Raw genomic sequence first — 21,547 nt, forward strand, 5'->3', positions numbered from 1 at the left:
ACGATGGCGTCAGTGACAGGGGAAGTTCTGGGTGTGCCGGAAGTCGTGCGCCGCGTTGTGGAACGCGATCGCCGGCGAGAAGCCGGCCATGAACAGGAGGCCGAGGCCCAGCATGGCCGCGAGCGCCACGGCGATCGGACGCTCCGACGAGCGGGTGCCGGCGGCGACGGGGGCGAGGGTCGAGGTGGTCATCGTCGAATGTCTCCAGCCGCCCCACCGGCGGCAATGCGGGATCCTGTCGTGACGGCAGGTCTCCTGGCTCGCGGCTCGGCGCGCCTGCCGCCTTCCCGGATCGCTCCGGTGGCGCTCGGCAGACGCTCGCCGCTCACAGTTGCGGGGGCAGCCACGGAGTCGAGGCTCGCACCTCTCACCGCATTCCCTTTTCACCCCGTCGCCGGGGCACCGTCACCGCGCCGTTGTAGACGCATGCCAGCCACGACACAACGGAGCGCCGACGGATCGGATCCGAATCCCGTGGGGCTCGCACAATCCGGGTTGGGCTTGACGCATGCGGCCCGATGCGGGCACCGCCCGCAGCGGACGTCCGGTCGGTCCGGCGCGGGCGCATCCCTTCAGCTCCGGAGACCCGATGGCCCTGGCAGACGATCCACGTCCGGCGCTCGTCGATCTCACAGCCGGCCGTCCTCCGCGGGCCGTGGCAGCCGCCGGGAGGGAATGGCTCGAGGTCGATCTCGGCGGCCGCTTCCCGGTGCATTCGGTCGCGCTGCGTCCGGCCGCGGGGGCCGGCCTCCCGGAGGTCGGCGACGTGGCCGTGGCGGTCTCGCAGGACGGCGTCAGCTGGTCCGAGGCGGACATGGCCGGATGGACCGTCGCGCCCGACGCCCTGGTGGCCGTGCTCGCCCCGGACGAGCGGGCCTGGGCGCGGATCGTGCGGATCGCGACGACGGAGCCGGCGCGCGTCGGCGGCGTCGAAATCCGGGCCGACGAGGCCGCCGTCGATCTCATCGCCCTGCGGGCGGTCCTCGGTCTCGACGTGACGCTCCTGAACGAGAAGCCGGGCGCCAACGTCTACGTGAGCTACGCCCTCGAGGCCTCTCCCGGCCGCACCGGTCGCGACCTTGTCGGCCTGTCGCTGTTCGAGAACGGCGCCTTCGGCAACTGCCTCGTCCAGTACATCGTCGCCGTGTCGATCGCGAAGGCGCTCAACCTGAAATACATCAAGGTCCCGAAGGTCGATCGCAGCAAGGTAATCTTCCTGACCGAGCGGCTGACCTGCGACGGCATCACGTTCATCCCGCCGACCGAGCCGCTGCCGACGGATGGCTACTTCCTCTCGGGCCTCTACTTCGATCCGACGCAGTTCGAGCGCGTGGTCGGGCCGCAGGGACCGATCGATTCCCGAGCGATCGTTCAGGGCGTGATCCGGCCCCTGTTCAACGGTCTGCCGCGGAGCGTCCCGAACAAGCCCGACGATCAGCTCCTGATCCACATCCGCTCGGGGGACATCTTCAGCACCTGGGTCGACCCGCACTACCCGCAGCCGCCCTTCGCGTTCTACCGGATGGTGATCGACCGCCTCCTGGCGGAAGGGCGGATCCAATCGGTGAAGCTCGTCTTCGAGAACCGACTGAATCCGGTGATCGCCGAGGTCGAAGCCTACGCGGAACGGCGTGGCTTGCCGGTGGAGATCCAGAGCGAATCGTTGATCGCCGACGTCACCGCCCTGGTGAACGGCCGCTACCTCGTCTTCGGCCTGGGTACGTTCGGACCGGCGATCTGCCACCTGTCGGACCATGTCGAGCAGGTGTTCTACTTCGCGTCGAACTGGCCGCAGGGCTTCCAGTCGATTCCCACCATCGGAAAGGTGATCGAGGTCCGGGACCTCGAGGGGCGCTACATGAAGGTCGGCGAATGGCAGAACAGCGACGCGCAGCGCCGGACCATGATCGACTACCCCGCGGAGGCGCTCGCCTTCGATGATGCCTGAGCCCTCACGCGCCGGTCGACCGCGGCCCGCAATCGTGGCGGACCCGTGGTCTCACGGCGCCTTCCTGAGCTGCTCCGCCGGCGTTCCGGCGGGGCGTGTCGCGCCGGTATCGCGGACCGTCAGGGCCTCGGTGTACATCCGTTCGACGTCCGCCTTGAACACAGCGCGGGAATCCGGACGCGTGTAGAACATGTGGCCTCCGGGATAGACCGCGAGGCTCAGGCGGCCGGCACCATAGGCGGGAACCTGGGCCAACAGGAGTTTCGAGGCGAAATACGGCGTCACCAGATCGGTGAACCCGTGCGCCACGAGGACGCGCAGATGGCCGTCGAGCGCCAGGGCGCCCTTCAGGTTCGAGAGAACCTCCGGCGCCTGCCGGCCCGAACCCCAGCTCCAGCCGCGATTCACGGCGCCGTTGAGCAGTTCGTAGCGCATGTTGGGCACCGGCCATTTCAGCGTGCGCCCGTAGAGCTCGATCATGGCGCTGGTTAGCGGTGCCTGGAGCGCCGTGAGCTGCGGATCCTCGAAGCTCGATTGCGCCGCGTCCGGGTTCGGATCCCACCCGGTGATGCCGGTGTCGTAGGCGCTGGTGACCCGACCCTCGGCGCGATCGATCTCGCGCTGGGCGCTCCGCGTGGAGAGCCGCGCCGCCTGCGCACGCACGATCGCGGGATCCAGGCCGACCAGGGGGGCGACCTTCTCGGTCATGCGCGCAACGGCGGCCGCATCGCTCGGACCCTTCAGGAGGTCGGCCAGATAGGAGCCGACCGCGTAGGTTTCCGCGTCACCGAGGAGGGCGGACGTCGGCACCGTGCCGGCCCGTTCGAGGGCGCCGGCCGCCAGGGAGGGCAGCTTCAGCACGTACCCCCAGGGATTGGCCCGTGGCGTCTCGAGCCAGCCGAAGTCCAGAACCGGTGAGAGCAGCACCATGCCGGAGAGGCCGACGCCGACCTCCTCCTGCAGCTTCTCGGTGATGAGTGGGCCACGGAACCCGCCATAGCTCTCGCCGACGAAGAATTTCGGGCTCGCCATCCGATCATTGACGCGCAGGTAGCGGGCGATCGCCGCCGCGAGCGTTGAGGCATCGGACTCGACCGACCAGTAGGTCTTGCTGTTGCCGTCCGCGGACCGGCTGTAGCCGGTCCCGACGGGGTCGATGAAGATCAGATCGGTGAAGCCGAGCCACGTGCCGTCGTTGGGTGTCAGCGCCACCGGCTGGGACGGGCTGATGCTGTCGCCGCCGACGGGAAGTCGCCACGGGCCGATCGCCCCGACATTGAGATAGGCCGACGAGGCCCCCGGGCCGCCATTGACCGCGAAGGTCACGGGGCGCGCCTGGCCGTCCTTCGGCGCCATCGTGTAGGCGACGTAGGCGATCTCGGCCTGCAGCTTCCCGCCTTCGTCGACGAGGGGCAGGCTGCCGGCTGTGGCGGTGAAGTCGAGGGTCCTGCCGTCCGGCAGCGTGACGCTCTGCTTCGTCGTCGAGTCGGGCGGGAGGCGCCGACCCTCCGGGCCGCGCGGCGCCGGCTTGGTCTCCGTCGAGGGATGACCCGTCGGCGCGTCCTGCGCCGGGGCCGTCGCGGGCGCCGCGACCGTGAGGGCGAAGGCGAGCGCGACGTGCGCGAGAGATCTGCTGAGGGTCACCATCACGCCTTCTTGTTCCAGCGTCCGGACTCGTCCTGCTGCCAATAGGCGACCTCGTGACCGGCAGCCTTGGCCTGCTTCCACTGCTCGCGGGCGCGCAGCAGGGCGTCCTGATCGCTCCCGTCGAACAGGATGCAGATCCGTTCGTAGGCACCGGCATCCGGCGGCAGGTCGGCGCCCTCGACCAGGAAGCGGATCGAGGCCGCGTTGGGGTTCACGTCCCGGAGCGTCAGCACCACCGGCTGGCTGGCCGCATCGGGCTCGCGGTCGGTGCCGTGCGGCAGGAAGCTCTCGTCGGTGTAGGTCCAGAGGTGGTCGTCGAGCGCCTGCAGACGCTCTTCGCTCGCCGCCTGGATCGCGGCCTGCCAACCGCGCTCGCGGGAGCGCTCGACGAGGTTGGGCAGCACCTTCTCCAGGGGCTGCCGCTGCATGTGGTAGAAGAGAATCTCGGTCACGGTCCCGAGGATATAGGTCTCCGGGCGGCCGGGCGAGCAGCGGCGCGCCGCCGCGGCTCAGACCAGCCGGCTCTGCTCGATCGCCGCGCCGACGAAACCCTTGAACAGGGGATGCGGCTCGAAGGGGCGCGACTTCAGCTCCGGATGGAACTGCACGCCGATGAACCACGGGTGCCCGGCATGCTCCACCGTCTCGGGCAGGAGCCCGTCGGGCGAGACGCCGGAGAAGCGCAGGCCCGTGGCCTCGAGACGCTCCCGATAGGCCATGTTGACCTCGTAGCGGTGGCGGTGACGCTCCGAGATGGTCTCCGACCCGTAGATCCGGGCGATCTTCGAATCGGAGTCGAGCCTGGCCTCGTAGGCGCCGAGCCGCATGGTCCCGCCGAGATCGCCCGCCTTGGCACGCCGCTCGAGCTCGTTGCCGCGCAGCCATTCGGTGAGCAGGCCGACCACCGGCTCGGACGTCTCGCCGAACTCCGTGGAGTTCGCATCCGGCATTCCGGCGAGGGAGCGGGCGGCCTCGATGACGGCCATCTGCATCCCGAAGCAGATCCCGAGATAGGGGATCCGCTTCTCGCGGGCGTAGCGGGCCGCGCGGATCTTGCCTTCGGCGCCACGCTGGCCGAACCCGCCCGGCACCAGGATGCCGTTCAGACCCTCCAGGAACGGCGCGGGGTCCTCGCGCTCGAACACCTCGGCCTCGATCCACTCGAGGTTGACCTTCACCCGATGGCTGATGCCCCCGTGGGTCAGCGCCTCGGTCAGCGACTTATAGGCGTCCTTGAGGCCCGTGTACTTGCCCACGATGGCGATGGAGACCTCGCCCTCGGGGTTGCGGACGCGCTCTGAGATCGTCTGCCAGCGGACGAGATCCGGCTCTTCGCCGTGCTCCAGGCCGAAATGGCCGAGCACCTCCCTGTCGAGGCCGGCCTTACGGTAGGACAGGGGCACCTCGTAGATCGAGGCCACGTCCCGGGCCTCGATCACCGCGGTCTCTCGGACGTTGCAGAACAGCGCGAGCTTGCGGCGCTCGTCGACCGGGATGTCGCGGTCGCAGCGGCAGAGGAGGATGTCGGGCTGGATGCCGATGGAGCGGAGCTCCTTCACGGAATGCTGCGTCGGCTTGGTCTTCAGCTCACCGGCGGACGGGATGTAGGGCAGCAGCGTCAGGTGCACGTAGCAGCAGGTGCCGCGGGGCAGCTCCTGGCCGAGCTGGCGGATCGCCTCGAAGAACGGCAAGCCCTCGATGTCGCCCACCGTGCCGCCGATCTCGACGAGCACGAAATCGAACGCGTCGTTGCCGTCGAGAACGAAGTCCTTGATGGCGTTGGTGACGTGCGGGATCACCTGGATCGTGGCGCCGAGATAGTCGCCCCGGCGCTCCTTGGCGATGATGTCCTGGTAGATCCGGCCGGTGGTGATGTTGTCGGCCCGGCTCGCCGGCACGCCGGTGAACCGCTCGTAATGGCCGAGGTCCAGATCGGTCTCGGCGCCGTCGTCGGTGACGAAGACCTCGCCGTGCTGGGTCGGGCTCATCGTGCCCGGATCGACGTTCAGATACGGGTCGAGCTTGCGCATCCGAACCCGATAGCCTCGGGCCTGGAGCACCGCCGCCAGGGCCGCCGAGGCGAGACCCTTGCCGAGGGAGGAGACCACGCCGCCGGTGATGAAAACGTACCGCGTCATGGGCCTCGGTCCATAAAGAAGCTGCTGGCGTTTGCCAAACGACGGAGGCCCCGGCCCGCGCATGGGCTGGGGATCACGGAACGCATGGCGCGGACCGGCGGGGCGCCGGTCCGGCTGGGCAAGGGTGAGACGCTGCGCCGCGACCGGCGCGCGCCGTCAGCGCGACTGCGGCGCGTCCGGAACCGCCGGCTGGGCGGGAGCGGCCGGCTGGGCCGGTGCCGTGGCCGGCGCCCGGTCCTGCTGCTGGCGCAGGGTGTCGAGCAGGTTGTCGGCGCCGGTCGGCTGCTTGGCGGGCTGACCCRCCGTCTGCGGCGCGCCGCTATCGAGGATCGACTTCGGCGCCTGCGACCGATGCGACAGGATGGCGAGCACCAGGCTTGTGGTGAAGAACAGCGCCGCCAGGATCGCGGTCGCCCGCGTCAGGGCGTTGGCCTGGCCCCGGCCGGTCATGAAGCCGGCCACGCCGCCGCTTCCGCCGCCGCCGAGCCCCAACCCGCCCTCGGAGCGCTGGAGCAGCACGACGCCGATCAGCGCGAGCACGATGATGAGGTGGACGACGATCAGGACGGTCTGCATCGGTGTTCCGAGATCTACTTCCGCGTCGCGCGCCGGGATATTGACCGGGAGGCGGGCGCCCAGCGGCCGAAGCCCTAAAGCCACCGGCGCGGCCCCTGGCGAGAGGGTCGGCGTCGGCGACCCGCGGATCGGTCGGCCTGAATTCCGCCAGGGCCATACACCACCCGCCCGCCGCCGCCAACCTGACGCCGGCGGCGCGCTGTCGGGCGCGGGCCTCGCCATCGGAAGCGCGCCGTGCTCTTTCGGCCGCCGAGGGCGGCCGAGCGAACGTGCCGCCCCGTTCCGGGAGGCCTCATGTCCGTGTCACGCCGTTCGGCGCTCGCCGCCGCCCTTGCCGCCGCCCTTGCCGCACCCGTCCTTTTGCGGGCGCATCCGGGCCTCGCCGCCAATCAGGACGGCGACGCCGTCGAGGCCGCCGTCGACGCGTTGACCAAGGCCCTGCTCTCCGGTGACGGCGCGGCGCTCGATTCGCTGACCCATGAGGGCCTGAGCTACGGTCATTCCAGCGGCGTGGTCCAGAACAAGGCGGCGTTCATCGAGCCCCTCGCCACCAAGCGCGCGACGTTCCCGAGCATCACCCTGTCCGACAGGTCGGTCTCCGTCGTCGGGGACGACGCCATCGCCCGTCATGTCTTCACCGGCGAGGCCGTCACGAACGGCAAGTCGGCGCCGGTGCATATCGGCGTGATGCAGGTCTGGCACCGGGACGGCGCGCGCTGGCGGCTGCTGGCGCGACAGGCCTTCAAGCTCTGAGCGCATGGGCGCTCGATCGGGACGCGCTTTCGAAGGGCGCGACGTCGATCCCGGCGCGGGGGACCGATCTGCGGTGTCGCGCCGGCCGAAGTCTCGGATCGACGCTTACCGGTAGGCGGCGCAGATCCCCAGGAAGTCCTCGGCCACGAGGCTCGCACCCCCGACGAGCGCGCCGTCGACGTTGTCCACCGACAGGAGCTCGCGGGCATTCCCGGGCTTCACCGAGCCGCCGTAGAGGATGCGGATCTTCTGCGCCTCCTCGCCGACGAGCTTGTCGAGCATCTCCCGCAGCGAGGCGTGGACCTCGGCGATGTCGCGCGGCGTCGGGGTCCGGCCCGAGCCGATCGCCCACACGGGTTCGTAGGCGATCACCGTGTCGGCGGCCGTGGCGCCCTTCGGCAGGCCGATGGCGAGCTGGGCGCGGACGATATCCAGTGCGCGGCCCTGCTCGCGCTCCTCGATGGTCTCGCCGACGCAGATGATCCCGCACAGGCCCGCGCGGCGGGCGCCGAGCGCCTTGGCGTGGACGCCGTCATCGGTCTCGTGGTGGTAGGCGCGGCGCTCGGAATGGCCGACGATCACGTATTGCGCCCCCAGATCGGCGAGCATCTCGGCCGAGATCGAGCCCGTGAAAGCGCCGCTCGGGCGGGCGTGCAGGTTCTGGCCGCCAATCGCGATCGGAGAGCCGGCCGCCGCGGCGACGCAGGAACTGATCAGCGTCGCGGGCGGACAGATCAGCACGTCGATCCGTGATGCGAGATCCGGAGACAGCGCGTCGCGAATCGCCTCGACCACCTGGATCGAGGTCCGCGTGCCGTTCATCTTCCAGTTGCCGGCGACCAGCGGTCTCCGCCCCGACTGCGTCATGCCTGTCCTCGCTCCGCCGCGGCCTGTCTCGAAGTTGCCGGGGCCTACCAGAGCGAGCTTGGGCGTGCAAACGGGCCGGAGCCGCCGAGCCTTTGCCTGTGGACGCGAATGGTCTATCGCGGTCGGCTCTCAGGAACAGCGCCGCCCCGGCGACGGGACGGCCGCCGAAGGTACTCGATCACAGACCATGCTTCAGGGCATCCGCAACGCCAGCCAGCACTGGCTCGGCAAGATCGTCTTGACGATCATCTTCACGCTGCTGATCGCCGGCGTCGGGATCTTCGGCGTCGAGGAGTTCTTCCGCGGCGGCGCGAGCAACCAAGTGGCCACCGTCGGAAAGACGCCGATCACCGCCGAGCAGGTCCGGCAGGCCTACCAGAACCAGCTGCAGCGCTATCAGACGCAGCTCAAGCGTGCGATCACGCCCGATCAGGCGCGGATGCTCGGTCTCGACCGGCAGGTGATGTCCCAGCTGATCACCGAGGCCGCCCTCGACCAGAAGACCCACGATCTGGGCTTGGCGGTCCCGGATTCCGCTGTGATCAAGGCGATCCACGAGGAGAAGAGCTTCCAGAACCAGCAGGGCCAGTTCGAGCCCCAGCTCTTCTATCAGACCCTGCAGCGTGCGGGCCTGAACGAGGGGATGTTCGTGCGCGAGCAGCGCTCCGTCATCGCCCGGCTCCAGCTGGCCGAGGCCGTGTCCTCCGACCTGCACGTCCCGGTGGCGCTGCGCGAGGCCGTCCACCGCTACACGACCGAGCGCCGCGGGGTGTCCTACCTGATGCTGACCCCCTCGACGGCCGGCCAGATTCCGGACCCCACCGACGACGAGCTGAAGACCTGGTACGACGCCAACAAGTCCGGTTTCCGGGCGCCCGAGTTCCGTGCGGCGAACCTGCTCGTGGTCGAGCCGGAGGCGTTGGCCAAGCCGGAGGCGATCACCGACGCCGACGCCCGCGCGGCCTACGCCCTCAACAAGGACCGGTACGGCGCGCCGGAGAAGCGCACCATCCAGCAGATCGTGTTCCCCGACGCCGCCGCCGCCGAGGCGGCGCGCAAGGCGATCACGGACGGTTCGAAGACCTTCGATGCGGTGGCGGCGGAGCGCGGCACCGACGACAAGGACCTGACCCTCGGCACGCTGACCAAGAGCGAGCTGTTCGACAAGGCCGTGGCCGATGCCGCCTTCGCGCTGCCGGAGAACGGTGTGAGCCAGCCGGTCCAGGGCCGATTCGGGACCGTGCTGCTGCGGGTGACCAAGATCAAGCCCGGCACGGTGAAGCCGTTCGAGTCGGTCGAGGGCGAGATCCGCAAGGGCCTTGCCCTCGCCCGTGCCCGCGACGCCATGGAGACCACCCGCGATGCGATCGAGGATCAGCGGGCCGGCGCGAAGCCCCTCACCGACATCGCGGCGGAGCGTGGGCTGAAGGTCGTCACCGTCAAGGCCGTGGACGTGAACGGCAAGGGACCGGACGGGCAGCGGGTCACCGACATCCCCGATCCGGACACCACGCTGCCGGCCCTGTTCCGCGCCGAGATCGGCGGCGACAACGAGCCCCTGCGGACCAAAACCGGCGGCTACGTCTGGTACGACGTCACCGGGATCGACGCTGCCCACGACAAGCCGCTCGATGAGGTCAGGGACGGCGTCAAGGCCGGCTGGACCGCCGCGGAGATCGCCAAGCGCCTCCAGGCCAAGGGGCGTGAACTGGTGGAGAAGATCAACAAGGGCGAGACCCTGGAGGCCGTGGCCCAGGAGGTCGGCGTCAATCTGCAGGAGGCGCAGAACCTGTCGCGCAACCAAGCGCGGGACATGCTGAGCGCGGACGACGTGAACCTGATCTTCGCGACACCGGTCGGCAAGGCCGGTACGGCGGCGGCCGGCGATTCGCGCGCGGTGTTCAAGGTCACGGCGGCGACGGTACCGGCCTTCGTGGCCGACAGCCCGAGCGACAAGCAGATCACGCAGAACTTCCAGGCCGCCCTCGCCGACGACGTGCTGTCCCAGTACATCGGCGAGGTCCAGAAAAACGCCGGGGTGAAGGTCGACCCGGCGGCTCTGCGCCGCGCCATCGGCGGCGAGTACTGACACATGGCCGGGGAGCCCGAATTCGCGGCCTTCGCGGCGCGTTACGAGGCCGGGCAGCCGAGCCTCGTCGCCGTGAGCCTCGTCGCCGACCTCGAGACGCCGGTGGCGGCGTTCCTCAAGTTGCGCGCCGGGCATTGCGGGCCGGCCTTCCTGCTCGAATCGGTCGAGGGTGGTGCCGTGCGTGGCCGCTACTCGATGATCGGCCTCGACCCGGACCTGATCTGGCGCTGCCGGGACGGCGCGCCGGCGATCGCCCGCGGCGCCGATCTCACGGCGTTCGAGCCCGACGACCGGGCGCCGCTGGCGAGCCTGCGGGCGCTGATCGCCGAGAGCGCGATCGGTGACCCGGACGATCAGGACCTGCCGCCGATGGCGGCCGGCCTGTTCGGATATCTCGGCTACGACATGGTCCGCGCCATGGAGCGGTTGCCGGAGCCGAACCCGGATCCCCTCGGCGTTCCGGACGCGATCCTGATGCGCCCGCGGGTCATGGTCGTGTTCGACTCGATCCGCGACCTGATCACCGTCGTCTCGCCGGTGCGGCCCGCGGATGGCGTCGCGGCCCGGGCGGCCTACGAGGACGCGCTCCAGCGCCTCGACCGCGTCGCGGCCGCCCTCGAAGGCCCCCTCCCGATCGAGGCGCGGGTCGACCTGGCCGCGGTCGCCTATCCCGAGCCGGTCTCGAACACGCCGCCGGACGATTTCTTCGCCATGGTGGCGCGCGCCAAGGAGTACATCGTCGCGGGCGACGTCTTCCAGGTGGTGCTGTCCCAGCGCTTCTCGGCGCCGTTCACGCTGCCGGCCTTCAGCCTGTACCGCTCGCTCCGGCGCACGAATCCGGCGCCGTTCCTCTGCTATCTCGATTTCGAGGCCTTCCAGATCGTCTGTTCCTCACCGGAGATCCTGGTGCGGGTGCGGGAGGGTACCGTGACGGTCCGACCCATCGCCGGGACCCGCCGCCGCGGCGCCACCCCGGCCGAGGACGCCGCCCTGGCCGACGAACTCCTCGCCGATCCGAAGGAGCGGGCCGAGCATCTGATGCTGCTCGACCTCGGCCGCAACGATGCCGGCCGTGTCTCGCGGATCGGCAGCGTGCGGGTGACGGACTCGTTCTTCATCGAGCGCTACAGCCACGTCATGCACATCGTGTCGAACGTCGAGGGCGACCTCGACCCGCGCCACGATCCCCTGGACGCGCTGGCGGCCGGCTTCCCGGCCGGGACGGTCTCCGGGGCTCCCAAGGTGCGGGCGATGGAGATCATCGACGAGCTGGAGCGGGAGAAGCGCGGGCCGTATGCCGGCTGCATCGGCTATTTCGGCGCGCGCGGCGAGATGGATACCTGCATCGTCCTGCGAACCGCCGTGGTGAAGGACGGGCAGATGCACGTCCAGGCCGGCGCGGGGATCGTCTCCGATTCCGATCCGGCCTCAGAGCAGCAGGAATGCGTGAACAAGGCCAAGGCGCTGTTCCGCGCCGCCGAGGAGGCGGTGCGCTTCGCCGCGCAGGCCAAGCGGGGACAATAGCGCGCCCGTCCGCGACCGGGATCGCCGATCCGGTCCGGTGATCCCGGTCCGGATTGATGGCCCGGATTCATGACCCGACGGGGCACACGGTTGACCGCCTCGCCGCGAGCGGTCACATCGCCTGCATGTCCGAGCGTGCCGCCGCGATGTCCAACGTCCTCGTCATCGACAACTACGATTCCTTCACCTGGAATCTCGTCCATCTGATCGGCCCGCTCTGCGGCGCGATCGAGGTTGCGCGCAACGACGCCCTCACGATCCCCGAGATCCGCGCGAAGGCGCCGGATGCAATCGTGCTGTCACCCGGACCCTGCACACCGAACGAAGCGGGGATCTGCCTCGACGTGGTCCGCGAACTCTCCGAGGACATCCCGATCTTCGGCGTGTGCCTCGGCCTGCAGGCGATCGGGCAGGCGTTCGGAGGCGACGTGGTGCGGGCGCCGCTGCCCCTGCACGGCAAGGTCTCGACGATCCGCCACGGCGCAAGCGGCCTGTTCCGCGGCCTCAACGACAGCTTCGAGGCGACGCGCTACCATTCCCTCGTCGTCGATCGCGCGACCTGCCCGGCGTCGCTGCGGGTCACCGCCGAGGCCGACGGGCTGATCATGGGCCTCGAGCACGCCGAGCGCCCGCTCCACGGCGTCCAGTTCCATCCGGAGAGCATCCGGTCGCAACACGGCACGGAGATCGTCAAGAACTTCCTGGATCTCGCCGCCGCGTGGAACGTGGGGCGTGACAGGACGCGGCCCGACGTGCATTGACGCCGGGAGGCCGGGGCGGCCCTCCGTCAGAACCCATGGACAGTTTCAGACCCCATCTCGCGAAGGTCGCCGGGGGCCTCGCCCTCGACCGCGCCGAGGCCCGCGCCGCCTTCGACGACCTGTTGTCGGGCGAGGTGACGCCGGTCCAGGCCGGCGCCTTCCTGACCGCCCTGAAGGTGCGCGGCGAGACCGTCGAGGAGATCGTCGGCGCCGCCGAGGCCATGCGCGCCCGCATGACCCGCGTCGACGCCCCGGCGGGGGCGATCGACGTCGTCGGGACCGGCGGCGATCATTCCGGCAGCGTGAACGTCTCGACGTTGGCCGCGATCGTCGTCGCCGCCTGCGGGGTTCCCGTGGCCAAGCACGGCAACCGCGCCGCGACCTCGCGCTCCGGTGCCGCCGACGTGCTCGCGGCCCTCGGCGTGCGGCTCGGCCTCGACGCCGCCGGACAGGCGCGCTGTCTCGCCGAGGCGGGCCTCTGCTTCCTGTTCGCGCAGGCGCATCACCCGGCGATGCGCCACGTGGCCGCCGTCCGCTCGGAGCTGCCTGTGCGGACGATCTTCAACCTGCTGGGTCCGCTCAGCAATCCGGCGGGGGTCGGGTACCAGCTGTTCGGCGTCGCCCAGGAGGCGCTCGCCGAGCCGCTCACGCGCGTCCTCGCGGAACTCGGCAGCCGCCGGGTCTGGACCGTCCACGGGTCCGACGGTCTCGACGAGATCACCGTCACGGGGCCGACTCGGGTGGTCGCCCTGGACGCGGGACGGATCTCGCGCTTCACCATCGATCCGCGGGAACTCGGGTTGGCCCTGCACGCGCCCGGAGACCTGCGCGGCGGCGATCCCGCGGACAATGCGCGGGCTCTGGACGACGTCCTGGCGGGGGCACGCAACGCCTACCGGGACATCGCGGTTCTCAATGCGGCTGCGGCACTCGTCGTCGCGGGGGCCGCACCGGCCCTGGCGGACGGTCTCGCGCAGGCGCAGGATGCGATCGATTCCGGGGCAGCGCGGGCGACGCTCGCCCGCCTTGTCCGGGCCTCGAACGACCACTCCAACGGGCAGGAGGGCCGATGACTTCGCTGACGCACGAGGCGACGCAGGACGCCGTCTCCGCGGCCGCCTCCGAGCGCCCGAACGTCCTCGCCCGGATCGAGGCCTACAAGCGCCGCGAGATCGCCGAGGCGAAGCTGCGCGTGCCGCTCGCCAAGCTTGAGCGCCGGGTCGCCCAGGCCGAGCCCGTCCGCGGCTTCGCGGCGGCGATCCGCGCCCACCTCGCCGAGGACCGTCCGGCGCTCATAGCCGAGGTGAAGAAGGCGTCGCCCTCGAAGGGCCTGATTCGCGCCGACTTCGATCCGGCCCGCCTGGCCCATGCCTACGAAGCCGGTGGCGCGACCTGCCTTTCGGTGCTCACCGACGAGCCCTCCTTCCAGGGTCGGCCGGAATACCTGACCGCGGCCCGCGCGGCGTGCGGCTTGCCGGTCCTGCGCAAGGACTTCCTGTTCGAGCCCTATCAGGTCTACGAGGCCCGGGCCTGGGGCGCCGACTGTATCCTGGTCATCATGGCCTGCCTCGATGACGACGAGGCCGTCGCCCTCGTGGAGACGGCGCACCTCCTCGGGATGGACGTCCTCGTCGAGGTGCACGACGCTGCCGAGCTGGCGCGGGCCATTCCCCTCGGCACGGCGCTGATCGGCATCAACAACCGCAACCTGAAGACCTTCGACGTCTCGTTCGAGACCGCGATCCGCCTTGCGCCCGGGATCCCGACCGACCGCATCGCCGTGGCGGAGAGCGGCATCGGCGACCATGCCGACGTGGTCCGTCTCCGGCAGAACGGTCTCGGGGTGGTGCTGGTCGGGGAGAGCCTGATGCGCCAGCCGGACGTCGCGGAGGCGGCTCGTGCCCTGCTGTTCGGCGATGCCGAAGTCAAGGGCGGCAAGCCGCGGAAGAAGGCCTGAGCGATGCGGCCGGGCTCGACGCTGACCCATCTCGACACGAGCGGCGCGGCCAACATGGTCGACGTCACCGACAAGCCGGCCACCGACCGGACCGCCCGGGCGGAGGGGCAGATCGTGATGCAGCCCGCGACCCTGGCGTTGATCCGCGAGGGTGACGCCAAGAAGGGCGACGTGATCGGCACGGCCCGCCTCGCCGGGATCATGGCCGCGAAGCGCACGCACGAGCTGATTCCCCTGTGCCATCCGCTGCTGTTGTCCAAGGTGCGGGTGGAGTGCGAGCCTGACGACGCGCTGCCCGGCCTGCGCATCGCCGCCGAGGTTCGGGTGCAGGGGCCGACCGGGGTCGAGATGGAGGCGCTCACCGCCGTCTCGGTCGCCTGCCTGACGGTCTACGACATGGTGAAGGCCGTCGATCGCGGCATGCGGATCGAGGGCATCCGGCTCACAGCCAAGGACGGTGGCCGCTCGGGCTCCTATCGAGCACCGGCGGAATGAGCGGCCTGATATCGGTCGCCGACGCGCTGGCGCGGGTCCTGGCGAGCGTCAACGGTCCGGTCGAGTCTGAGACCGTGCCCCTGGCGCGGGCCGCCGGCCGGACACTGGCCGCCGACATCGCAGCAACCCGGACGCAGCCGCCGTTCCCGGCCTCCGCCATGGACGGCTACGCCGTCCGCAGCGCCGATGCCGCCGCGGCGGGAGCGGCCCTGCGGCTGATCGGCACCAGCGCGGCCGGACACGGTTACACCGGGCGCATCGGCGCCGGCGAGACGGTGCGGATCTTCACGGGGGCGCCGGTACCGGACGGCGCGGACGCGATCCTCATCCAGGAGGATGCGGTTGCCGCCGACGGCGCGGTCCGAGTCGTGGAGCCGGTTGAGCCGAACCGGTTCATCCGCCGCGCGGGGCTCGATTTCACCGCGGGCGACACCCTGATCGCGGCCGGCATGAGCCTCGATGCCCGGCGCTTGGCCCTCGCCGCGGCGGCCGGGCACCCGCGGCTGCCCGTACGGCGCAGGCCGCGCGTGGCGATCTTGGCCACCGGCGACGAGCTGGTCGAGCCCGGCGCCGAACCGGCCTGGGACCAGATCGTCGCCTCGAACAGCCTCGCACTCGGCGCCCTCGCCGCGGAGGCGGGCGCCGACCTGATCGATCTCGGCATCGCCGCCGACGATCACGGCGCGCTGGCCGACGCGTTCCGGCGCGCCCGTGCCGCACGGGCCGACCTGCTCATCACCCTGGGCGGGGCCTCCGTCGGCGATCACGATCTGGTCCAGGCCGCGCTCGCCAGGGAGGGGATCGACCTGGGATTCTGGCGTGTCGCCCTTCGGCCGGGCAAGCCCCTGATGCACGGCCGGCTCGGGGACATGCTGGTGATCGGATTACCGGGCAATCCGGTCTCGTCCATCGTCTGCGGCCTGCTCTTCGTGGTCCCGGCCATCCGCGCCCTTCTCGGCGATCCGCAGGCCGGCGCCGACCGCAGCGAGCCGGCCACGCTCGGCCGCGACCTCCCGGCCAACGACGGCCGGGCCGACTACATGCGGGCGCAACTCGACTCCGCGCCGGGCCGGCTGCCGGTGGCGACGCCCGAGCAGCGGCAGGATTCCTCGATGCTCGCGGTGCTCGGCCGCTCCGAGGCCCTGCTGATCCGCGAGCCGCAGGCGCCGGCGGCGGCCGCGGGCGATCCCTGCCGGATCATCCGCCTCGACCGCCGCCTGCTCTGATCCTCAGCGCACCACCCGCCAGGCCTTCAGCGGACCGGGCACGTCGAGCGGCACCAGACGGTCGCTGCGGACCGCGCCGCGCATGAGCCGGGTCGCGAAGGCCGTCTCGGCCTGGAGGTTGTCGGCCGGCCGCGCCGGGCAGGTGACGAGGTAGTCGACCCGGAAGGCGCTCAGCACCCGGTTCAGGTCGGCCTCCGTGCCGCCGAGGCCCTCGATGGCCGCGGTGAGGCCCGGGATGGCCCGGTGGTAGGGCGCGGCGACGATTCGGTGCGGCGTGCGCAGCAGGATCGATGGACCCAGGAAGATCGGCGCCAGCACGGTGCCCTCGGCCAGTCCCGCCAGGGGCCGAACGGCGGGATCGCCGAGGCAGGCGGCGGCCTGGGCCGGGTCGGGCGCGGTGCGGAGGTCGGGCGCGCAGGCCGCGGCCACGATCGCCGGGACCATCCAGAGGCTGCTCACCAGCCCGGCGCCGAGGAGGGCGTGCCCCCAACGTCCGATTCCGGCTCCCGGCAGGGCGGCGGCCGCCAAGGCGCGATCGAGCACGATACCGGCCACCAGCGGCACGAAGCCGGAGGCGATGTAGAGGCCGCGGAACTGGACGAGGCCGAGGATCAGGCCCGGCCAGAGGAACAACGCCACCACCGACCACGCCCGGCGCTCCGGCCCGCGCAATGCCATCCAGGCCGCGGTGAGGCTTGCCAGCAGTAGCACCGGATAGAAAACCAGGGCCTCCCACTGCCCCTGCGTCACAAACTTCGCCAGCGGCGCCATCTCGTTGACCGTGAGCAGCCAATGATCGCGCACCAGGGGCGGCATGTCGGGGAAGGGGCCGTCGAGGCAGGTCGGGAAGGCGGCGGCGAACCCCGCAATCAGCAGGGCGCCGGTGATCCCAGTGAGGGCCGCGCGCGCACCGAGGGTCTCCAGACGACGGCGCGCTGCCGCGGCTCCGACGGCGAAGGCGAGACCGCCGACAGCAAGCCAAAGCCACGGGAGGGAGAGAGCGTCGCACCGTGACGTCGCCCAGAGGGCGGGCGCGGTCTGCAGGGCGAACAAGGCGGGCGCCGCCGCCCCGAGCCCGATGCCGAAACCCGCCAGAAGTGGCAGAGCGGGCCGTCCGCGAAGGCACCAGTCGCCGACGAGATAGAGCGCGGCCAGGGCGACGAAGGGCAGACCTTCGAGCCCGACCGCCAGCGATACGGCAGCCAGGATGCCGCCGATCAGGCCTCTCCGGACGCCGCCGCCGATCATGCAGAAGGCGAGCCCCAAGAGCGCAAGGATCTGGACATTGTGGTGGTCGACCCGGCCCGCCTGGAACTGGATGGTGACCCCATAGGTCTGGGTCGCCGCAATCAGGCCCAGGAGCGCGGCACGACTACCGAAACTGTGCCGGATGCCGCGATAGAGCACCCAGCCGTAGACGCCGAACAGCAGCAGGGGCCAGAGCGCGGCCGTGAACCCCTCGGCGATTGCGCGACCTGCCAGCGGCGTCAGTGCAAGGACCATTCCGGCGATCGTCGCGTCCACGAGGCGCGACCAGTGGCTCGGCACGCCCGAAGGCGCCAGGAACCGATATTGGACGTTGTCGTACCAGCCCTGGCCGGCCAGCAGGTCGCGGACCTCCACGAGGCGCATGGCGTCGTCGGTATCGGGGACGCGCAGGTGCCGGATCGTTTCCCAGACGTCATGGGGCGCGTTCATCGTCGCGAGGCAGAGGGCGACGAGGATCCACAGGAGCGTGCGGGTCTCGGTTCGCCCGCGCGGCGGAAAGAGCGTCAGTGCCGTAGCCGGCATGGTTGGGTCACCCGGGCGGGCGGTGGATGCCCTCGCCGCCATGGTCGCGCGGGCGGGCTTAACACCCGGTCAAGGCACCCTCGCGATCCCTCCGATCGGGCACGGACCGGGCGCGCGGCCGTCCGGACGCCAGCGATTCCTTAACCACGACCCCGCATCCTGTAGCCAGGTCGGCGTCTCGCACGTCGCGCGCCGCACCAATCGCCGGAGCATGGGATGAGCCACCACACCGAGACGCTGGTGATCGGCGCAGGGCCTGCGGGCCTCACCGCCGCCTACCTGCTGTCGAAGAAGGGGCGCTCGGTCACCGTTCTGGAGCGGGATCCGGCCCAGGTCGGCGGTATCTCGCGGACCGTCTCGCACAACGGCTACCTGTTCGACATCGGCGGCCACCGCTTCTTCTCGAAATCCCAGGCCGTGGTCGATCTCTGGGACGAGATCCTGCCCAACGACTTCATCGAACGCCCGCGCCTGTCGCGGATCTATTATCGCGGCCGGTACTACGCCTACCCCCTCAAGGCCTTCGAGGCGCTGCGGAACCTCGGGCTGCTGACAAGCGCGGCCTGCGTCGCCTCCTATCTCTACGCCCGCCTGCGGCCGATCGACGAGCCGAAGACCTTCCACGCCTGGGTGCGCAACCAGTTCGGCGAGCGCCTGTTCGCGATCTTCTTCCAGACCTACACCGAGAAGGTGTGGGGCATGTCGTGCGACGCGATCTCGGCCGACTGGGCGGCGCAGCGCATCAAGGGGCTCGACCTCGGTGCCGCGATCCGCGACGGCATCAAGCGCTCGCTGGGCCTGCGCAAGCGCGCACCGGCCGGCGGTCCCGTGATCAAGACCCTCATCGAGTCGTTCCGGTATCCGCGCCGGGGACCCGGCATGATGTGGGAGGCCGCCGCCGCCAAGATCGAGGCTCAGGGCGGGCGTCTATGCCTCGACCGCAGCGTCGATTCCCTCAGCTACGATGCCGGCACCGGCATCTGGACGGTCGCGGCCCGCAGCGCCGACGGCCGGCGCGAGACCTTCACGGCCCGCAACGTCATCTCGTCGGCGCCGGTCCGTGAGCTGGTCGATGCGATCCGGCCTCGGCCGCTGAGCACCTTCAACGCCCGCGCGCTCAAGTACCGCGACTTCCTGACCGTGGCGCTGATCGCCAAGTCCCAGAAGAACTTCCCCGACAACTGGATCTACATCCACGACCCGTCGGTGAAGGTCGGCCGCGTGCAGAACTTCCGCTCGTGGTCCCCCGAGATGGTGCCGGACGAGGACCATACCTGTCTCGGCCTTGAATATTTCTGCTTCGAAGGCGACGGACTCTGGAACGCCGACGATGCCGAGCTGGTGGAACTCGCCAAGCGCGAGATCGGGCAGATCGGCCTGATCGACCCGGCCGACGTGGTTGATGCCTGCGTGGTCCGCCAGCCGAAGGCCTACCCGGTCTACGACGAGGATTACGCCGGCCACGTCGTCACCGTACGCCGGGAGCTGGAGCGGGACTTCCCGAGCCTGCACCTCGTGGGCCGCAACGGCATGCACAAGTACAACAACCAGGACCACGCGATGATGACCGCGATGCTCACCGTGGAGAACATCCTCTGCGGCCGGCGCCGGCACGACGTCTGGCGGGTCAACGAGGACGCCGAGTACACCGAGGCCGGCCTGTCGGGGGCCGCGGCCGCGTTGGGCAGCGAGCGCCTCGTGCCGCGCAAGGTTGCCTGAGCGGGATTCCCTGAGGGCGGATGCCCGAGGCAGAACAGCCGCGACGCCGCGTCACCGGAGCCGCTTGCCGGTTTGTCCTGCGCCTCTATCGTTCCCTCTCGGTAATGCCCTGGACCAAGGGCCGCCGGGAGGATTTGTTTCGATGCGATCTTTGCTTCTCGCCGCGCTCGTCGCGGGCGTGACCATGCCGGCCGCTGTCCTGCCTGCGCTGGCGCAGGGCGCTGCCCCAGCCGAGACCAAAGCCAAGACCGACGACCTCGAGAAGCTCGAGGGCTTCCACAGCACGGACACCCAGGCCGCCGCCGAAATCCCGCAGACCGGGCGGCGCGCGGACGCGATCCGCAAGAACCTGTCGAAGATCAAGCTGCCGGACGGCTTCAAGATCGACCTCTACGCGGTGGTGCCGGATGCCCGCGCCATCGCGGTCGGTCCCAATGCCGGCGTGCTGTTCGTCGGCACCCGCAAGAGCAAGATCTACACGGTCACCGACCGCGACAAGGACCGGGTCGCCGACGAGGTCCGCCCCTTCGCCCCCGGGATCACGTTCAAGATCCCCAACGGCGTCTGCTTCTCGAAGGACGGCGTGCTCACCGTGGTCGAGCAGAACCGCGTGCTGGCCTTCCCGGCCGCCGAGTTCTTCTACGAGAATCCGGATGTCGCCGCCGGCGTGCTGGTCAAGCAGGGCGACCTGATTCCGGCCGGCGAGGAGAGCTTCAATCACACCGCCCGCGTCTGCCGCGTCGGGCCGGACGGCAAGACCTACATCGCCCTGGGCCAGCCCTACAACGTGCCGCCGCCCGAGAAGATGGACCTCTACAAGAAGGCCGGCATCGGCGGCATCATCCGGATCGACGCCGACGGCAAGAACCGCGAGGTCTACGCCACCGGCATCCGCAACTCCGTCGGGATGGACTTCAACACCGACAAGTCGCTCTGGTTCACCGACAATCAGGTCGACGGCATGGGCGACGACAAGCCGCCGGGCGAGCTGAATCACGCCACCAAGGCCGGCCAGAATTTCGGCTTCCCGTGGTTCGGCGGCGGCTCGGTCCGCACGGTCGAGTACAAGGACCAGGCCCCGCCCGCCGACGCGGTCGCCCCGATGGCGGAGCTCGCGCCCCACGCCGCCGATCTCGGCATGACGTTCTACAACGGCAAGCAGTTTCCGGCCTCGTACAAGGGCGGTATCTTCATCGCCGAGCACGGGTCCTGGAACCGCACCGAGCCGGTGGGCGCCCGGGTGATGTTCGGCAAGCTCGGAGCCGACGGGAAGGTCGAGTCGGTCAAGCCCTTCGCGGAAGGCTGGCTCACCGGCGACGGCGAGTATCTCGGGCGTCCGGTGGACGTGGCGGTGATGCTCGACGGGTCGCTGCTGGTCTCAGACGATTCCGCCGGGGCGATCTACCGGATCTCCTACGAGAAGTAGTTTTTGTGACTGGGCGCCCCCCATCGAAAGGGGCGCCCCGGCGCGAACGGGCGCGACGCACCCCCTCTCCCGTCCGGGAGAGGGTTGGGGTGAGGGGTGCGCCGTCTCCGGAATGATCCGATCCCTCACCCTGTCCCTCTCCCGAGCGGGAGAGGGGACCCGCGCCCCGTTCGGCAGCGCGCGGTCCAATCTTGACCGGTCAGAGAATTCGAGCCCGCCCGATGATTCGCTTGCTTCTCCTACTGGCCGCCACCCTCGTCCCGCTCTCGGCCCAGGCCGGCGACGCGGCCGCGGGCAAGAAGCGCGCGACCGCCTGCCAGACCTGCCACGGGATGGACGGGCTCTCGAAGCTGCCGGAGGCGCCGAACCTCGCCGGGCAGGTCGAACCCTATCTGGTGAAGGCGCTCACCGAATACCGCGACGGCAAGCGGCAGAACGAGATCATGAACGTGGTCGCGAAGGAGCTGTCGGACGCCGACATCGCCAATCTGGCGGCGTACTATTCCGGCATCCAGATCGACGTGCTGCCGCCCGGGTAGCCTGAACGGTCTTTGCGAGCGGAGCGAAGCAATCCAGTTGCGCCACGTTCACCGATGTCGCGCGACCCTGGATTGCTTCACTCCGCTCGCA

At 70.4% G+C, this 21,547-nt stretch carries 19 protein-coding genes and 1 riboswitch; of the genes, 12 read left to right on the top strand and 7 right to left on the bottom strand.

Features of this window, described 5'->3' with window-relative positions:
* Positions 1-9 precede the first annotated feature (9 nt).
* Positions 10-192 carry a CbtB domain-containing protein gene (locus ACXJKQ_RS08245; protein WP_457105278.1) on the bottom strand — a complete coding sequence of 61 codons (183 nt, stop codon included), beginning with the start codon at positions 190-192 and terminating at the stop codon, positions 10-12.
* A 36-nt stretch (positions 193-228) separates the two neighbouring features.
* Positions 229-422: riboswitch (cobalamin riboswitch) on the bottom strand.
* 167 nt (positions 423-589) lie between these two features.
* Here ACXJKQ_RS08245 and ACXJKQ_RS08250 point away from each other — a divergent pair.
* Complete coding sequence (locus ACXJKQ_RS08250) at positions 590-1,948, top strand: coagulation factor 5 8 type domain-containing protein (protein ID WP_457105279.1); 1,359 nt, start codon at positions 590-592, stop codon at positions 1,946-1,948.
* A 51-nt stretch (positions 1,949-1,999) separates the two neighbouring features.
* Here the strand turns inward: ACXJKQ_RS08250 and ACXJKQ_RS08255 are convergent, their stop codons facing one another.
* The 4 genes from ACXJKQ_RS08255 to secG all read right to left on the bottom strand — a co-directional run bounded on the left by ACXJKQ_RS08255 (position 2,000) and on the right by secG (position 6,309).
* Entirely contained in the window at positions 2,000-3,595 is a 1,596-nt protein-coding gene (locus ACXJKQ_RS08255; protein ID WP_457105280.1) for a S10 family peptidase, read from the bottom strand.
* Positions 3,595-4,047 (bottom strand): DNA polymerase III subunit chi, encoded by a 453-nt coding sequence (locus tag ACXJKQ_RS08260; protein ID WP_457105281.1) that lies wholly within the window; start codon positions 4,045-4,047, stop codon positions 3,595-3,597. Before ACXJKQ_RS08260 ends, ACXJKQ_RS08255 begins: the two co-directional genes overlap by 1 nt.
* A 57-nt stretch (positions 4,048-4,104) precedes the next feature.
* On the bottom strand, positions 4,105-5,733 hold the full coding sequence (locus tag ACXJKQ_RS08265) for a CTP synthase (RefSeq protein WP_457105282.1): 1,629 nt from the start codon (positions 5,731-5,733) through the stop codon (positions 4,105-4,107).
* A 156-nt stretch (positions 5,734-5,889) separates the two neighbouring features.
* Entirely contained in the window at positions 5,890-6,309 is a 420-nt protein-coding gene (secG, locus tag ACXJKQ_RS08270) for a preprotein translocase subunit SecG (RefSeq protein WP_457105283.1), read from the bottom strand.
* A 294-nt stretch (positions 6,310-6,603) separates the two neighbouring features.
* Here secG and ACXJKQ_RS08275 point away from each other — a divergent pair, with 294 nt between their 5' ends.
* Positions 6,604-7,062: a nuclear transport factor 2 family protein gene (locus ACXJKQ_RS08275; RefSeq protein WP_457105284.1), complete on the top strand. Its 459-nt coding sequence runs from the start codon at positions 6,604-6,606 to the stop codon at positions 7,060-7,062.
* 105 nt (positions 7,063-7,167) lie between these two features.
* On the opposite strand, the gene tpiA is transcribed toward ACXJKQ_RS08275, so the two are convergent.
* Positions 7,168-7,929 (bottom strand): triose-phosphate isomerase, encoded by a 762-nt coding sequence (tpiA, locus tag ACXJKQ_RS08280; protein ID WP_457105285.1) that lies wholly within the window; start codon positions 7,927-7,929, stop codon positions 7,168-7,170.
* 187 nt (positions 7,930-8,116) lie between these two features.
* On the opposite strand from tpiA, the gene ACXJKQ_RS08285 reads away from it, so the two are divergent.
* The 7 genes from ACXJKQ_RS08285 (at position 8,117) to ACXJKQ_RS08315 (ending at position 15,981) form a co-directional block, all read left to right on the top strand.
* Entirely contained in the window at positions 8,117-10,018 is a 1,902-nt protein-coding gene (locus tag ACXJKQ_RS08285) for a SurA N-terminal domain-containing protein (protein WP_457105286.1), read from the top strand.
* 3 nt (positions 10,019-10,021) lie between these two features.
* Positions 10,022-11,542 (top strand): anthranilate synthase component I, encoded by a 1,521-nt coding sequence (gene trpE / locus ACXJKQ_RS08290; protein WP_457105287.1) that lies wholly within the window; start codon positions 10,022-10,024, stop codon positions 11,540-11,542.
* Positions 11,543-11,688: 146 nt separating this feature from the next.
* On the top strand, positions 11,689-12,303 hold the full coding sequence (locus ACXJKQ_RS08295) for an anthranilate synthase component II (RefSeq protein WP_457105309.1): 615 nt from the start codon (positions 11,689-11,691) through the stop codon (positions 12,301-12,303).
* A 35-nt stretch (positions 12,304-12,338) separates the two neighbouring features.
* A complete protein-coding gene (trpD, locus tag ACXJKQ_RS08300; RefSeq protein WP_457105288.1) occupies positions 12,339-13,376 on the top strand; it encodes an anthranilate phosphoribosyltransferase in 1,038 nt (345 codons plus the stop codon).
* Positions 13,373-14,260, top strand: a complete 888-nt coding sequence (trpC, locus tag ACXJKQ_RS08305) for an indole-3-glycerol phosphate synthase TrpC (RefSeq protein WP_457105289.1) — start codon at positions 13,373-13,375, stop codon at positions 14,258-14,260. Before trpD ends, trpC begins: the two co-directional genes overlap by 4 nt.
* Before the next feature lie 3 nt (positions 14,261-14,263).
* Positions 14,264-14,755 carry a cyclic pyranopterin monophosphate synthase MoaC gene (gene moaC, locus ACXJKQ_RS08310; RefSeq protein WP_457105290.1) on the top strand — a complete coding sequence of 164 codons (492 nt, stop codon included), beginning with the start codon at positions 14,264-14,266 and terminating at the stop codon, positions 14,753-14,755.
* Positions 14,752-15,981, top strand: a complete 1,230-nt coding sequence (locus tag ACXJKQ_RS08315; protein WP_457105291.1) for a molybdopterin molybdotransferase MoeA — start codon at positions 14,752-14,754, stop codon at positions 15,979-15,981. The genes moaC and ACXJKQ_RS08315 overlap by 4 nt, the downstream gene beginning before the upstream one ends.
* 3 nt (positions 15,982-15,984) lie before the next feature.
* On the opposite strand, the gene ACXJKQ_RS08320 is transcribed toward ACXJKQ_RS08315, so the two are convergent.
* Complete coding sequence (locus tag ACXJKQ_RS08320; RefSeq protein ID WP_457105292.1) at positions 15,985-17,772, bottom strand: hypothetical protein; 1,788 nt, start codon at positions 17,770-17,772, stop codon at positions 15,985-15,987.
* A gap of 216 nt (positions 17,773-17,988) precedes the next feature.
* On the opposite strand from ACXJKQ_RS08320, the gene ACXJKQ_RS08325 reads away from it, so the two are divergent.
* From ACXJKQ_RS08325 to ACXJKQ_RS08335, 3 genes are all read left to right on the top strand, one after another.
* Positions 17,989-19,491, top strand: coding sequence for an NAD(P)/FAD-dependent oxidoreductase (locus ACXJKQ_RS08325; RefSeq protein WP_457105293.1), 1,503 nt, complete (start codon positions 17,989-17,991; stop codon positions 19,489-19,491).
* A 142-nt stretch (positions 19,492-19,633) separates the two neighbouring features.
* Positions 19,634-20,917: a PQQ-dependent sugar dehydrogenase gene (locus ACXJKQ_RS08330; protein WP_457105294.1), complete on the top strand. Its 1,284-nt coding sequence runs from the start codon at positions 19,634-19,636 to the stop codon at positions 20,915-20,917.
* Positions 20,918-21,138: 221 nt separating this feature from the next.
* Complete coding sequence (locus ACXJKQ_RS08335; RefSeq protein WP_457105295.1) at positions 21,139-21,456, top strand: c-type cytochrome; 318 nt, start codon at positions 21,139-21,141, stop codon at positions 21,454-21,456.
* Positions 21,457-21,547: the final 91 nt, after the last annotated feature.

This window comes from Methylobacterium sp. P5_C11, from assembly GCF_054049775.1.

Coding starts and splice junctions, on each gene's coding strand:
- tpiA (WP_457105285.1), bottom strand. CDS start 7,929: ATGACGCAGTCGGGGCGGAGACCGCTGGTCGCCGGCAACTGGAAGATG.
- trpD (WP_457105288.1), top strand. CDS start 12,339: ATGGACAGTTTCAGACCCCATCTCGCGAAGGTCGCCGGGGGCCTCGCC.
- ACXJKQ_RS08255 (WP_457105280.1), bottom strand. CDS start 3,595: ATGGTGACCCTCAGCAGATCTCTCGCGCACGTCGCGCTCGCCTTCGCC.
- ACXJKQ_RS08320 (WP_457105292.1), bottom strand. CDS start 17,772: ATGCCGGCTACGGCACTGACGCTCTTTCCGCCGCGCGGGCGAACCGAG.
- ACXJKQ_RS08250 (WP_457105279.1), top strand. CDS start 590: ATGGCCCTGGCAGACGATCCACGTCCGGCGCTCGTCGATCTCACAGCC.
- trpE (WP_457105287.1), top strand. CDS start 10,022: ATGGCCGGGGAGCCCGAATTCGCGGCCTTCGCGGCGCGTTACGAGGCC.
- ACXJKQ_RS08295 (WP_457105309.1), top strand. CDS start 11,689: ATGTCCAACGTCCTCGTCATCGACAACTACGATTCCTTCACCTGGAAT.
- ACXJKQ_RS08325 (WP_457105293.1), top strand. CDS start 17,989: ATGAGCCACCACACCGAGACGCTGGTGATCGGCGCAGGGCCTGCGGGC.
- trpC (WP_457105289.1), top strand. CDS start 13,373: ATGACTTCGCTGACGCACGAGGCGACGCAGGACGCCGTCTCCGCGGCC.
- ACXJKQ_RS08275 (WP_457105284.1), top strand. CDS start 6,604: ATGTCCGTGTCACGCCGTTCGGCGCTCGCCGCCGCCCTTGCCGCCGCC.
- ACXJKQ_RS08330 (WP_457105294.1), top strand. CDS start 19,634: ATGCGATCTTTGCTTCTCGCCGCGCTCGTCGCGGGCGTGACCATGCCG.
- ACXJKQ_RS08245 (WP_457105278.1), bottom strand. CDS start 192: ATGACCACCTCGACCCTCGCCCCCGTCGCCGCCGGCACCCGCTCGTCG.
- ACXJKQ_RS08285 (WP_457105286.1), top strand. CDS start 8,117: ATGCTTCAGGGCATCCGCAACGCCAGCCAGCACTGGCTCGGCAAGATC.
- moaC (WP_457105290.1), top strand. CDS start 14,264: ATGCGGCCGGGCTCGACGCTGACCCATCTCGACACGAGCGGCGCGGCC.
- ACXJKQ_RS08315 (WP_457105291.1), top strand. CDS start 14,752: ATGAGCGGCCTGATATCGGTCGCCGACGCGCTGGCGCGGGTCCTGGCG.
- ACXJKQ_RS08335 (WP_457105295.1), top strand. CDS start 21,139: ATGATTCGCTTGCTTCTCCTACTGGCCGCCACCCTCGTCCCGCTCTCG.
- ACXJKQ_RS08265 (WP_457105282.1), bottom strand. CDS start 5,733: ATGACGCGGTACGTTTTCATCACCGGCGGCGTGGTCTCCTCCCTCGGC.